14 protein-coding genes are annotated in these 11,680 nt (G+C 38.7%); 13 read left to right on the forward strand and 1 reads right to left on the reverse strand.

The window, feature by feature from the left end:
* Positions 1-306: 306 nt before the first annotated feature.
* The gene (locus tag GJV03_RS13465; protein ID WP_056516384.1) at positions 307-768 is read right to left on the reverse strand and encodes a hypothetical protein; all 462 of its coding nucleotides are present in this window, start codon (positions 766-768) and stop codon (positions 307-309) included.
* Positions 769-1,232: 464 nt separating this feature from the next.
* Between GJV03_RS13465 and GJV03_RS13470 the strand changes: the two genes are divergently transcribed.
* The 13 genes from GJV03_RS13470 to GJV03_RS13530 all read left to right on the forward strand — a co-directional run bounded on the left by GJV03_RS13470 (position 1,233) and on the right by GJV03_RS13530 (position 11,648).
* Positions 1,233-1,829, forward strand: coding sequence for a DUF4189 domain-containing protein (locus tag GJV03_RS13470; RefSeq protein ID WP_034614000.1), 597 nt, complete (start codon positions 1,233-1,235; stop codon positions 1,827-1,829).
* Between the two features lie 117 nt (positions 1,830-1,946).
* Positions 1,947-2,399: a hypothetical protein gene (locus GJV03_RS13475; RefSeq protein WP_252720710.1), complete on the forward strand. Its 453-nt coding sequence runs from the start codon at positions 1,947-1,949 to the stop codon at positions 2,397-2,399.
* A 56-nt stretch (positions 2,400-2,455) separates the two neighbouring features.
* On the forward strand, positions 2,456-2,989 hold the full coding sequence (locus GJV03_RS13480; protein WP_154130291.1) for a hypothetical protein: 534 nt from the start codon (positions 2,456-2,458) through the stop codon (positions 2,987-2,989).
* Between the two features lie 808 nt (positions 2,990-3,797).
* Positions 3,798-4,421 (forward strand): beta-ketoacyl synthase chain length factor, encoded by a 624-nt coding sequence (locus GJV03_RS13485; protein WP_004722209.1) that lies wholly within the window; start codon positions 3,798-3,800, stop codon positions 4,419-4,421.
* The gene (locus GJV03_RS13490; protein ID WP_004722208.1) at positions 4,415-5,242 is read left to right on the forward strand and encodes a lysophospholipid acyltransferase family protein; all 828 of its coding nucleotides are present in this window, start codon (positions 4,415-4,417) and stop codon (positions 5,240-5,242) included. Before GJV03_RS13485 ends, GJV03_RS13490 begins: the two co-directional genes overlap by 7 nt.
* The gene (locus tag GJV03_RS13495) at positions 5,226-5,486 is read left to right on the forward strand and encodes a phosphopantetheine-binding protein (RefSeq protein ID WP_004819853.1); all 261 of its coding nucleotides are present in this window, start codon (positions 5,226-5,228) and stop codon (positions 5,484-5,486) included. The genes GJV03_RS13490 and GJV03_RS13495 overlap by 17 nt, the downstream gene beginning before the upstream one ends.
* 9 nt (positions 5,487-5,495) lie before the next feature.
* A complete protein-coding gene (locus tag GJV03_RS13500) occupies positions 5,496-5,744 on the forward strand; it encodes an acyl carrier protein (RefSeq protein WP_004819854.1) in 249 nt (82 codons plus the stop codon).
* Positions 5,741-6,292, forward strand: coding sequence for a septation protein IspZ (locus GJV03_RS13505; protein WP_004722203.1), 552 nt, complete (start codon positions 5,741-5,743; stop codon positions 6,290-6,292). The genes GJV03_RS13500 and GJV03_RS13505 overlap by 4 nt, the downstream gene beginning before the upstream one ends.
* Before the next feature lie 11 nt (positions 6,293-6,303).
* On the forward strand, positions 6,304-7,992 hold the full coding sequence (locus GJV03_RS13510) for an AMP-binding protein (RefSeq protein WP_151956573.1): 1,689 nt from the start codon (positions 6,304-6,306) through the stop codon (positions 7,990-7,992).
* A gap of 10 nt (positions 7,993-8,002) precedes the next feature.
* A complete protein-coding gene (locus tag GJV03_RS13515; protein WP_105713046.1) occupies positions 8,003-8,758 on the forward strand; it encodes a glycosyltransferase family 2 protein in 756 nt (251 codons plus the stop codon).
* Positions 8,751-9,677 (forward strand): acyltransferase, encoded by a 927-nt coding sequence (locus GJV03_RS13520; RefSeq protein WP_105713045.1) that lies wholly within the window; start codon positions 8,751-8,753, stop codon positions 9,675-9,677. Before GJV03_RS13515 ends, GJV03_RS13520 begins: the two co-directional genes overlap by 8 nt.
* A 2-nt stretch (positions 9,678-9,679) precedes the next feature.
* Positions 9,680-11,239, forward strand: a complete 1,560-nt coding sequence (locus GJV03_RS13525; RefSeq protein WP_105713044.1) for an aromatic amino acid ammonia-lyase — start codon at positions 9,680-9,682, stop codon at positions 11,237-11,239.
* Positions 11,229-11,648, forward strand: coding sequence for an acyl-CoA thioesterase (locus tag GJV03_RS13530; RefSeq protein WP_105713043.1), 420 nt, complete (start codon positions 11,229-11,231; stop codon positions 11,646-11,648). The genes GJV03_RS13525 and GJV03_RS13530 overlap by 11 nt, the downstream gene beginning before the upstream one ends.
* The last annotated feature ends 32 nt before the right edge of the window (positions 11,649-11,680 follow it).

The raw sequence follows: 11,680 nt of genomic DNA on the forward strand, positions 1-11,680 counted from the left end.
TCAACTATGAAACTTTTACCATCGCATAGAAATAGATGTATGAAGATCAAGTTTTCAATGCCCCACGATATGATCACCATCTAGGATTCAAAAGTACAAAAAATGAATTGATAACCAACTGTTTATAAAAGTTCATTCAAAACATAAGCTTCATTTATGTTCAATGACTTGATGCAAATCACTTGTGTGAATAATTAGATGGTTTGACTATAGTTTGGAAGCCAGACTTACCCTATAAGCTTCTGCTGCATAACAACAGCAATTAAAACTAGACGATTTATACAACGGTTGATTGTGTATAGCGCTTTATTTTTTTATTTGAGATGGTATTCCAATTTGCGCAGCCAAAGGCGAGAAAATCACTTTAATTGGAGAGTTAGCCTGACTTTGTTGTACATCAGGCCCTATATAATTCTTGCCTTGAGATGTTGCAAAACTACGATGCCACGCACTAAGTTCAGTGTCTGACAGCCACGCTATATGCAAAGCATTATCCTTTGCGCCAAAGTCGATGGTTCTTACATCGAATTGCGCCAAAGCATGAATAAATGAACGACATTTTTCAGTTTCACCTTTTTTCAGAACTGAAATCTGAACTTGGGTTGCGCCACCAAACATTACATCATTGGCTCGGCACTGAAGAACTTCCACATGAAAACGTCCATCAGGAGAGGGCAGATCTCTTATCAGCTTATTTACCGTGCTGGATTGGCATGCTGTTAATACGATGGGCAATATCAGTAAAGTACATATCCTTGTCAGTTTCATTTTATTCCTTGCTATGTAAATACATTACGATTTTTGTTTTATCGCTTTATTCAAATCGGTCAGTCTGCTTTTAGCCAATACATGGAATGCTTCAGTTGAATTGTTTTCACAACTTCGGCTGGTCATCATATCGTGTTGCATGTTTACTGGCGATTTAATTAAGGATGATGTGGTTAAGTTTATCTGTATTTTGCTATTTTAAAACATGTTTTTGTATTGATTTTTCACATGATTTAATTGTTTGTGTTTAGCTGCTCTGCATTTAATCTTAATGGGAATGCTTAGAGAAAATTTAATGAATAAAAATGACTTGCAGAAAAAAGTTGTAGAAGTTTTAATCTAAGTTTGAACGTTAGATATAATATTAACATTCCATCAATCAGAAAATTGATCATATATTGTTTGTTATTTTGGATAGTAATCATTCAATTTGTTAATGATTATTGGCCATGAGGGCTTTTATTATGTTTAAAACATTCACGATCACAGAGCAACACTATTTTAAACAATTCATGGGGATTGCAAACACGCTTGTGCTGGCGTTTGTTGTTTTGATGTGGTCAGGCCATGTGGCCGCAGAGGGCAATTGTCCTCCTGGTTATTATCCAATTGGTGGGCAAGGCCTGCAAGGGTGTGCACCGATTCCAAGTGGCGGTAGTAATGGTGGTGGCGGTGGTGGCACATATAAATGGGAACCCTCACTTTGGGAAAAACGTTGGGGCGCGATTGCTGAAGATAAGGCAGCACCTTCTCGACCTACAGGTTATGCCCAAGCGACACGAACCGAACGTGGGGCTAAAAAAGTAGCCTTGGAAAATTGCCAAAAAAAGGGAGGTAAAAATTGTGAAGTCATCTTTACCTATAACAATAAATGTGTTGCCTTGGCTGATCCGACTCAAGGTGGTCAAGAGTCTGTGATTAGAATTGATCGTACGCCCGCAGGCGCCAAAGCATTAGCTGCTTATGAATGTCAAAGTAAAAACAAGCAAGAGTGTAAAGTGGTTTACTCAGCATGTAGTACTTATTACGAGCCGGGCGCCAGTATATTTTATTGGTGGTAATGCATAGCGGTTTTGCTTTAAGCAATATCGCGCACATTGTGATAAATCTGAGATAAGCATTTAAAGTACCAGCCATATTTTTAAATAAAAGATCGAATTTTTTAAAGGATAAAAATGATGAAAGCGGTTAGTTTTTTACTGGGCAGTATTTTAGCTTTGCCCTTGTTTGCACATGCAGATGCCTTGAAACTGCAAAAAAGCACACAGGAATTTGATCAATATCGTGGTCAAATTACAGTGAATGGAGAATATTCATATTATTTTGATGATGAAGTGGCAGGTGATGTTATCTGTTTTCATCCCAGTGCGCCTTCAGATCAGTTGATACCGCGTAAGCCGGATGATCGCCGTTCACGCTGGTTTTGTTTCAATGATACTCAACAGGCAGCTCAGGCATTGAAACTCAACAAAAGACCCAAGGAAGGCTATATTGGCTATACAGGACATGCAACTGTAACGGTTGGAGAATATGCGGTTTATAAGGGCGAAAGTGATGGTACTGATCTGGCAAAATTGCTATCAGTTCAAAAAGCAGATACCCCTAAACTGGTTAAAAGCTCAGGTTATTAAAAGACCATTGTTATCGCGATGTTAAATACATATTTAAAGTTTAAAGGAAATAAATCATGAAAATTATTAGTTTTTTATTGGCGGGTATGCTGATCACGCCAATTGTTGCACAGGCAAAAACACCACAACAATGGGCTGACTGTGCCGATAAGGTTGGGCGTACTATCGATGTGCAAGAAGTTGGTAATATCGGCTATGAGTCAGAAATCAAAAGCAAGTGCGGTACACGTCCTGTTCCAACAACGGGTATGGCGAAACCAGATGGTAAACACCCACATGACGTTATACAGGCAGCACCTTGGAAAGCTCGTTTTCAGCAATTAGTTGGTAAATCATATGCAAATCTCACTTCAGCTTTAGTGGTATCCAGTGCAATGCAGCGTCAGGGTGATTGGCTGGTAGGCAGTGGTTATGACCCACGTGGGGCGGGTTCGAGTAAGGCTGTCATTGCGATCAATACTAAAACAGGAAAAGTCATGGCGGCTTATTCAGATACTGAAGATGGTGTTAAATTCTTTGGCTTTGATGAAAATACCAAAGGTGTTCCAAGTAAATTTTCACAATGGGTTGCGGAAAGTGCAGCAGGCTGATCTGTTATAGTCAACCTGTAAAAAAACTCATATACAAGAAAATAATTTCTTTTAATTAATATTTTTAATTAAATCAATTGTATTGGGAAATAAATTGTTTGATTATCAAAAAGCTTGCAATGCCAAACCTTACCTTCAAAGTTTAAATATCTTTGCGTAGGCGATGCCTCACTTTTCGTAGGGGATGCCAAACCTTGCGCTACAAACAAAGCCGTGCTTTGTTTTTGCTCATGTTTGGCGAGGGGTACGTCCTGTACCCCCGCCCAACGGCGACATCCATGTCGCCCCCACGGTAGGACTAACCATCTAGGATTCAAAAGTATAAAAAAAGAATTGAGAACCAATTAAAATATTCATTGTGATTCAAAATCAGCAATTACAGGAAAATTACAATCTAGTGTTGTATAAATAGCTGTGTTCAAAGCTTAGGTTTGTTGTAGCAAAGATATGTTGTTTAGAGAGCAATCGACTGTTCAAAATACTGTATTATTTCGAGTTAATATTCTGTATAAAACCCTGAGTATGCCATCAACATAGACATTTAAAAAAAATAGCATTACTTAGCGATAATTAACAGTAAACAAGCTTTCAAAATAAGTTTTATAAGTATAATACGCCACTTGATGAAATGGGATTGAATAAACTGTTGCAGTAAAAAATAGTGTTGCAAGAGGATCTTTTAATTAAGGAACTAATTATTGGACAAAGTTCAATTGTATTTTTTGTATTTATTGTTATTCAAATGTTATAATTTGTCTAAAGAAGGCTTTTTAAGCCAATTAAATTAGCTGATGTTGATGAATAAAACATGCTTCAATTAAATATTTCTAGGCTCACCTTGAGCGAAGATGGTGATACATTTTTAGCACTTGAAAAAATTCCTGCGATGCAACGTAGACGGTTATCAAGTATTGCTAAAATTGCACTGAATAGTGCAATTCAAAGTTTGCAGGGGATTCAGGTCGACTATATTGTTTGGAGCTCACAATATGGCGATGAAGAAAAAACACTTAAAATTTTAAAAGATGTCCTTTCAGACCAGACCCCATCTCCGACACTTTTTTCAACTTCCGTACATAATGCAGTTTCAGGTTTGTATTCTATATTTTGTCAAGATGATACGCTCGCGACCAGTTTGGCAGCATCATGGTCTGAAGCTTTAATAGAAGCTTATGCTTATTTAAAAACACACCACAATGCTAAAAATGCCTTGGTGATTTATTATGACCAAGCATTGCCTGAAATATACGATGAGTATCAGAATTTTAAAGCTTTTTCATTGGCTGGAGTGGTCAGTTTAGAAAATGCCAATTTAAAAATCGCTGTAGAAAATCTGCAACCGCAACAAAGCAAATATTTAGAAGCTCAAGATTTTAATGCGTTTTGGCAAAATCAAAACCTGAAGGAAAAGGGTGCTTGGGTCAAATGCTAAATATCAATAAAGTAAAGAAAAAGTTAAATTACGCTTGGCGTGTTGGTGCTACAGGTTTTAGTTTTGCAAGTTTTGGCTTGGGCGGAATTGTGATTGGTGGTGTGGTTGCACCATTGGTGAAAGTGAGCACATTTGATACAAGAAAAAGACAAGATCGTGCGCAAAAAGCCATTAAATATAGCTTTAAAGGCTTTACTGAAATGATGGTTAAATTGGGCATCATGACCTATGAGGTCGAAGGCTTGGAAAAGCTGGCCCATAGCCGTCAAGAGTTAGTCATTGCAAATCATCCAACCTTGATTGATGTGGTGATTTTGATTGGCTTAATGGAAAAGGCCAACTGTATTGTAAAAAAAGCACTTTGGCGCAATCCATTTACATTGGGGCCAGTACGTAGTGCAGGTTATATTTTAAATGAGGGATCTGAGCAATTTATTTTGGACTGCGTTAAAAAACTCCAAGAAAAAGATGCAGCCTCATTATTGATATTTCCAGAAGGGACACGAACAGAAAGAGGTGCCTCACTGAATGAGTTCCAACGCGGTGCATCAAATATTGCGATTCGAGCGAATGTTCCAATTCGTCCGATTTTGATAGAATGCACGCCCTCGACACTGACCAAAAATGAAAAGTGGTATCACATTCCAAATGAACCATTTCACATTCAGATTAAAGTGTTAGATGCGGTACATGTACACGATATATTGGATGATGCTGCTGTTAACTCAAAACAGGTGAAACAGCTCAATCATTTTTTGCACAACTTATTTAATCAAGCGTTAATTAAACAAGAGTTATCTACAAATGAGCAATCTTGCTGATGAGTTAAAAGAAATGATCATTGATGTGCTGGCATTGGAAGATATTTCAATTGAAGATATTGATACCAATGCACCACTCTTTGGTGATGGATTAGGGCTGGATTCTATTGATGCCCTAGAATTAGGTTTAGCTTTGAAAAAACGCTATAACATTCATTTAAATGCTGAATCACAGGAAACCAAGCAACATTTCGCCTCTGTGCAAAGTTTAGTGGACTTGGTTGAAGCGCAACGCGCTGCTTAAGAGGTCGTTATGTTATCTGAAGAAATCGTCTTAACAAATCTACGTGAGTGGATGGAAGAACTATTTGAAATTGAACCTGCTGATATTCAGCTTGAGTCAAACCTGTATTCTGATCTGGATGTTGATAGCATCGACGCTATTGATTTAGTTGTTAAAATTAAAGAATTAACCGGTAAGCAAGTTAAACCTGAAGATTTTAAAAATGTCAGAACAGTGCAAGATGTTGTGGTTGTGATTCAAAATATGTCTGCAGAATGAAGCATTTGATCCGCAGTGGAGTCACCGTCTTATTTCTACTTTACCCATTTATCGTGGGCTACAGCCTAGCGCATGGTCATTTTATTTGGGTGAGTGCTTTGTTGGTTCTGCTCGGTGGATCACGCTTATTTTTTAAAAAAAGTGATCTTATGTGGCCATTAACTTGGTTTGCCATTATTTGTGGTGGGCTGAGTTTGATTTTAAAAGATCATGCTTGGTTAAAGCTGTATCCAGTATTGATGAGTGTGGGCGCGTTGATAATTTTTGCGACCACCTTAATCAAACCACCCTCAATGATTGAGCGTTTTGCACGTTTGGTTGAACCTGATTTGCCCGAGTCTGGGGTGATCTGGACCAAAAAAGTTACGATTGTTTGGTGTGGCTTTTTTATTTTAAATGCCTGTATTGCGCTTTATACAGTGTTATTTAGCAGTACCCAAATGTGGGTACTTTATAATGGTTTTATTTCTTATCTTTTGATGGGTTTGTTATTTGCAGGTGAATTTGTACTGCGAAAAATTCATCAAGCTAAAAATCATACGAGTTAAAATAAACGCTTATGTTGTGTCATTTTCAAAGCCACATTCATGCTGAAAAATGTCTGTGTATCACCTCTGATTTTAGTGTCAAAACATTTTCCCAATTTTGGCAGGAAGTGTTGAGTGAAAAAACACACATTGAACAATCCACTGAAAGTGCATGGGCCTTGTGGCAAAATGACAGTTATGATTTTTTAGTGTTATTTTTTGCAGTTTTGCTTGCGGATAAACAGGTTATTCTCCCGCCAAATCGTGTGCGTGATTTGGAAAAAAGCTTAGCAGCTCAGAATATTTATTTTATTGAACGACAATATAAACAGATTAATCCTGTGGTTGAAGATACTCAACACATTGATCTAAATGATGCATTTTTAAATCGTGCAGCAGTGTTTTTTTATACTTCGGGTTCTACAGGGCAACCTAAAAAGATTCCGCGCACCCTAAAACAGCTGCTTAATGAAGTACAAGGTTTAGATCAAAGTTTTGATCTAGCAGAAAATGCACTGGCGCTTGCTACAGTCAGTCATCAACATATTTATGGTCTATTGTTTAAATTACTTTGGCCACTTGCCAGTGGCAGAGCTTTTTATAATCCGCAATTGGCATTTCCTGAAGATGTGGTTGAAGCACAAAAAAAGTTACAGCATTTAAGTCACGATCATTTTGGTTCAAATCATTATGTGGTTTCCAGCCCAGCACTTTTAAAACGTTGGACCTCTGATGTATTACTTGAACAGCATTCAGTGGTTTATTCTTCAGGTGGTAAATTAGATGCTGGAGTGCGTCCACTGCTCAATGCCAGTATCACCGAAATTTTTGGTAGTTCCGAAACGGGTGGCATTGCTTATCGCACACAAGATGAGGCGCTTTGGACGCCGTTTGCAGATGTCGAAATTAGCGTTACAGATGCAGGTGAACTGGGTGTCTTGACTCAACATGCGTATATCAATGATTGGATCTATACCGCAGATAAAGTCGAAGTGTCTGTGCCTGATGATCGAAAAAGTCAGTTTCAGCTTCAAGGTCGCTTAGACCGTATTGTTAAGCTTGAAGAAAAGCGTTTAAGTCTTGATTCTATTGAAAGTGGTATTGTTGAATTGCCAGAAGTCAGTGAATGTCATACATTGATCTTTGAAAAGGATCATCGACAAATTTTGGCATGTGTGGCGGTATTGTCTGAACAAGCTCAATTAGAACTTAGACACAGTCATAAGCGTGCATTTGTCGCAAAAATAAAACAACAACTTGCAGATAAATTGGAATATATTGCGATACCGAGGCAGTGGCGTTTTTTAAGCCAATTACCGAAAAACTCCCAATCAAAGCTCAATAAAAATTATATGAAATCATTATTTGAAAACTTAAATTTACCCGTGGTTTTAGCATCGCATATTGATGCCAATAGCGCAGAATTTAAATTAGAGTTTATTCCTGAACTGGCTGCTTTTAATGGGCATTTTCCTGGTCAACCGATTTATCCTGGTGTTGGGCAAATTGCTTTTATTCAAAAGTTCGCTAAAGAGATCTGGGCTGATCTAGATTGGTGTACAGCATTGGAACAAATTAAGTTTCAGGAATTGATCCAACCGCATGCCGTGGTTTTGCTTAAACTTGAGCGTAAAGCAGATAAAATCAGTTTTCAATTGCAGCAGGCTGAACAGTCTTTAGCATCAGGACGTTTGGTTTTTGCTACTACGGTTAACGCTTAGGAGACAGATGATGCAGCAATATCGATTGGGTTTTGTGATTCCTGTGTATAACCATCCGCATTATATCAAAGCATTACTGGACTATATTCACCCTTATGGTTTGCCAGTGGTTTTGGTCAATGATGGTAGTGATATTGAATGTTCGACCTTGTTGCAAGAATTGGCGCAGCAGCATAAAAATGTATATCTGGTTGAGCATGCGACCAATCAGGGCAAAGGTCAGGCCGTGATGACAGGTTTATATCAAGCACAAGATCTCGGCTGGACACATGTTTTACAAATTGATGCAGATGGGCAGCACGATTGGCAGGATATTGAAAAATTTATCACCATCTCAGCACAACATCCTCAAGCAATGATTTTGGGACAGCCGATCTTTGATGAAACGGTGCCGAAAAAGCGTTTGTATGGTCGTTATGTCACCCATGTCTGGGTTTGGATTAATAGCTTGTCACTTGAAATCAAAGATAGTATGTGCGGTTTTCGTATTTATCCACTTGATCAAACCATTCAAGTCCTCAATCAAGCAAAATTCCAACCACGCATGGGTTTTGACAGTGAAATTTTAGTGCGTCTAAAGTGGGAACAAGTTCAGTTTATCAACGTACCTACTGCTGTGATTTATCCAGAACAAGGTATTTCACATTTTAATTTGTGGAAAGATAATTTAGGACTCAGTAAAGCACATGCGCGACTTTTTGCAGGCATGTTGATTCGCTTACCTAAACTGTTGGCACAAAAAACCAAAGGTTCAGCACATGACTGAATCACATACAAAACGATGGAGTGAGCTTAAAGAAAAGGGTGGAATGTTACCTTTGATGTTAATGCTTTGCTTTTATCGTTTTGGTGGGCGTTTTTTGTGTAAGCTGGTGCTGTATTTCATCATCATGTGGTACTGGATCTTTTCTCGTACAGCGCGTCAGGCTTCATTACTTTATTTACAAAAGTTGCATCATTTTGCTCAAGAAAAGTCACCATTTTCATATCAGCCGAATATGAGTCATTCGTATATTCATTTGATGACATTTGGTGAGTGCATTTTGGATAAAATTGAAGGCTGGCTGGGAAAAGTCGCAGAAGAAAAGCTGATTTTGCATGGGCATGCGCATTTTCGGGAAAATTATAAAAAAGGTGCGATCATTGTGGTATCGCATTTTGGCAATATCGAACTGCTACGTGCGATCAAATCTGATCATCAGCAAAAAATCAATGTATTGGTTTATCAAAAGCATGCCAGTAAATTTAATGAATTTCTTAAAAAGCTCAATCAAAAAGCCGATGTGCATCTGATTTCGGTTGATGAACTTGGCGTTGATACTGCGATTCTTTTGCAGGAGAAACTGGATCAGGGTGAGTGGATCATCGTGGCAGCAGATCGCGTTCCAGTTCAATCGCAACGTGTCGAAAATCTTAAATTTTTAGCTGATGAGTCCGCTTGGCCGCAAGGACCTTGGATTTTAGCGAGTTTACTGAAAGTTCCGATATTGGCGGTTTTCTGTTATCGCAAGCAAGACAACTTTCATGTGCATATCCATTCAATCGCTCAAAAACTTAATTTTCCGCGACAAACCCGCAACCAAGCCATAGCTGAAGTCATACAACGCTATGTTCAACTGGTCGAACAGCATTGCGTAGATGCACCTTATCAATGGTTTAATTTTTATAATTTTTGGAACAAATAAAAATGCAGACACTTGTCATCGGAGAAAAACCACTTTCAATTGAAGAGGTTGTTGCTGTCGCAAATCAACAGCTCAAAGTGGCGCTGCCTAAGTCTGAAAGTTGGCAGGCATTGATTCAACGAGGTGCTGATTTTCTCGATCAATTATTACAAGAAGAAGGCGTCATCTATGGGGTAACCACAGGTTATGGCGATTCTTGTTTGGTTGAAGTGCCTGCACATCAGGTCAATGAGTTGCCTTTGCATTTATCTCGTTTTCACGGTTGTGGTTTAGGGCAAAATCTGGACTTGATCACTGCTCGTGCTGTGATGGTAACTCGATTATGCTCTTTGGCACGTGGCTATTCAGGGGTATCACATGCTTTACTTGAGCGTTTGGTTTGGATGCTCAATGAAAATATTATTCCAGTGATTCCTTCAGAAGGTTCAGTCGGCGCCAGTGGTGATTTAACCCCATTGTCCTATATTGCAGGGGCATTGGTCGGTGAACGGGATGTTTACTATCAAGGTAATATCGTTGCAGTTGCGGATGTTTATGCTGAATATGCGATACAGCCTTTGGCACTCAGACCCAAAGAGGGACTTGCCATTATGAATGGTACTGCGGTAATGACCGCAATGGCCTGTTTAAATTATAAAAAAGCTGAGCAGATTAGTTTGGCAAGTACTTTAATTACAGCATTAAATGTGTTGGCATTAGAGGGCAATCCAAGCCATTTTGATGAGGTGTTATTTGCTCAGAAACCACATGCAGGTCAGCAGGAGATTGCCAAGCAACTGCGTGAATGGTTAAACGATAAAGTACAAACAGAGCATCAAAGTCCACGTTTGCAAGATCGTTATTCGCTGCGTTGTGCACCACATATTATTGGAATATTTGAAGATTCTAAAACTTGGCTTAGACAATTTATTGAAAATGAATTGAACTCAAGTAATGATAATCCCTTAATTGATCCGATCAATTTACGCGTGTTACATGGTGGACATTTCTATGGTGGACATATTGCACAGGCTATGGATAGCTTAAAAATTATGATTGCCAATATTGCTGATTTGATGGATCGTCAGCTTGCACAGTTGGTCGATCATAAAATGAATCATGGGTTACCACGTAATTTGACTGGTGCTAAAACCGATCGCTTACCACTCAATCATGGCTTTAAAGCCGTACAGATAGGGGTGTCAGCTTGGACTGCCGAAGCACTTAAGCAAACACTTGCTGCTTCAATTTTTTCACGTTCAACCGAATGCCATAATCAAGATAAAGTCAGTATGGGCACGATTGCCGCACGTGATGCTAGTCGGGTGATTTTATTGACTGAACAAGTGATTGCTGCATTGAGCTGTGCTGCGGTTCAAGCAATTGAACTGAGAGGTTTGGCACAGCAATTAAGCCCAGTGTTGGGTCTATTTAGACAATGGGTACTGAAAGAATTTCATTTTGTTGAAGAAGATCGTCCATTGCAAAAAGAACTGCAAGCGATTGTCGATCATCTTGAAAATCTCAGCCTGTTAAACTGCAATCTGTTGCAGCACAAGCAGGAGAACGCTGATGTATGCTGATGTCATTATTGATGTTCCATTTCATGATGTCGATATCATGAATGTGGTTTGGCATGGGCATTATCTCAAATATTTTGAAATTGCACGTTGCAAATTGCTGGATCAATTTGACTATAACTATAATCAAATGAAAGATTCAGGTTATGCGTGGCCAGTGATTGAAAGTTATGTCCGTTATGCGCAAGGTATTATTTTTGGGCAGCATATCCGAGTACGTGCGACTTTAAAAGAATGGGAAAACCGTTTGAAAATCGAGTACCAGATTTTTGATGCAGAATCAGGTAAACGCCTCACCAGAGGTTTTACCAGTCAGGTGGCAGTTGAGATAGAAACTCGAGAAATGTGCTTTCAGTCACCACAAATATTTTTAGACCGCCTGTATGCATGGTCTGAATTTAAGACCCAATAGGGGGCATGAAAAATGTTGAATTTTAAAAATAA

Source organism: Acinetobacter sp. RIT698 (assembly GCF_009668065.1).
Classification (GTDB): Bacteria; Pseudomonadota; Gammaproteobacteria; order Pseudomonadales; family Moraxellaceae; genus Acinetobacter; species Acinetobacter guillouiae.

Coding starts and splice junctions, on each gene's coding strand:
- GJV03_RS13465 (WP_056516384.1), bottom strand. CDS start 768: ATGAAACTGACAAGGATATGTACTTTACTGATATTGCCCATCGTATTA.
- GJV03_RS13470 (WP_034614000.1), top strand. CDS start 1,233: ATGTTTAAAACATTCACGATCACAGAGCAACACTATTTTAAACAATTC.
- GJV03_RS13475 (WP_252720710.1), top strand. CDS start 1,947: ATGAAAGCGGTTAGTTTTTTACTGGGCAGTATTTTAGCTTTGCCCTTG.
- GJV03_RS13480 (WP_154130291.1), top strand. CDS start 2,456: ATGAAAATTATTAGTTTTTTATTGGCGGGTATGCTGATCACGCCAATT.
- GJV03_RS13485 (WP_004722209.1), top strand. CDS start 3,798: ATGCTTCAATTAAATATTTCTAGGCTCACCTTGAGCGAAGATGGTGAT.
- GJV03_RS13490 (WP_004722208.1), top strand. CDS start 4,415: ATGCTAAATATCAATAAAGTAAAGAAAAAGTTAAATTACGCTTGGCGT.
- GJV03_RS13495 (WP_004819853.1), top strand. CDS start 5,226: ATGAGCAATCTTGCTGATGAGTTAAAAGAAATGATCATTGATGTGCTG.
- GJV03_RS13500 (WP_004819854.1), top strand. CDS start 5,496: ATGTTATCTGAAGAAATCGTCTTAACAAATCTACGTGAGTGGATGGAA.
- GJV03_RS13505 (WP_004722203.1), top strand. CDS start 5,741: ATGAAGCATTTGATCCGCAGTGGAGTCACCGTCTTATTTCTACTTTAC.
- GJV03_RS13510 (WP_151956573.1), top strand. CDS start 6,304: ATGTTGTGTCATTTTCAAAGCCACATTCATGCTGAAAAATGTCTGTGT.
- GJV03_RS13515 (WP_105713046.1), top strand. CDS start 8,003: ATGCAGCAATATCGATTGGGTTTTGTGATTCCTGTGTATAACCATCCG.
- GJV03_RS13520 (WP_105713045.1), top strand. CDS start 8,751: ATGACTGAATCACATACAAAACGATGGAGTGAGCTTAAAGAAAAGGGT.
- GJV03_RS13525 (WP_105713044.1), top strand. CDS start 9,680: ATGCAGACACTTGTCATCGGAGAAAAACCACTTTCAATTGAAGAGGTT.
- GJV03_RS13530 (WP_105713043.1), top strand. CDS start 11,229: ATGTATGCTGATGTCATTATTGATGTTCCATTTCATGATGTCGATATC.